At 69.5% G+C, this 567-nt stretch carries 1 protein-coding gene; it reads left to right on the top strand.

The features are described from left to right. Positions 1–567: ATP-binding protein (locus tag G6045_RS40780; protein WP_456243487.1), on the top strand; the 567-nt coding region annotated here is incomplete at both ends.

Here is a 567-nt window from a genome sequence, read left to right as displayed (position 1 = left end):
TGTACTTCGAGCCGCTCACCCTCGAGGACGTGCTGGAGATCGTGCACGCCGAGCAGCAGGCCGGCCCGCTCGCGGGTGTGATCGTGCAGCTCGGCGGCCAGACCCCGCTGGGTCTGTCGCAGGCGCTGAAGGACAACGGCGTTCCGGTCGTGGGCACATCCCCGGAGGCGATTCACGCCGCGGAGGACCGTGGCGCCTTCGGCCGGGTCCTGGCGGAGGCCGGTCTGCCGGCGCCGAAGCACGGCACCGCGACGACGTTCGTCGAGGCGAAGACGATCGCGGATGAGATCGGCTACCCGGTCCTGGTGCGCCCCTCGTATGTGCTGGGTGGGCGCGGCATGGAGATCGTGTACGACGAGGCCCGCCTCGCCACGTACATCGAAGAGTCCACCGAGATCAGCCCCACCCGGCCGGTGCTGGTGGACCGCTTCCTGGATGATGCGATCGAGATCGACGTCGACGCCCTGTACGACGGGCAGGAGCTGTACCTCGGTGGCGTCATGGAGCACATCGAGGAAGCCGGCATCCACTCCGGCGACTCCGCCTGCGCCCTGCCGCCGATCACCC

Origin of the sequence: Streptomyces mesophilus, assembly GCF_011044995.1 — a bacterium.
Lineage (GTDB): Bacteria > Actinomycetota > Actinomycetes > Streptomycetales > Streptomycetaceae > Streptomyces > Streptomyces mesophilus.
Note: the sequence above shows the minus strand (reverse complement) of the source record. Positions and strands in the feature narration are given on the sequence as shown.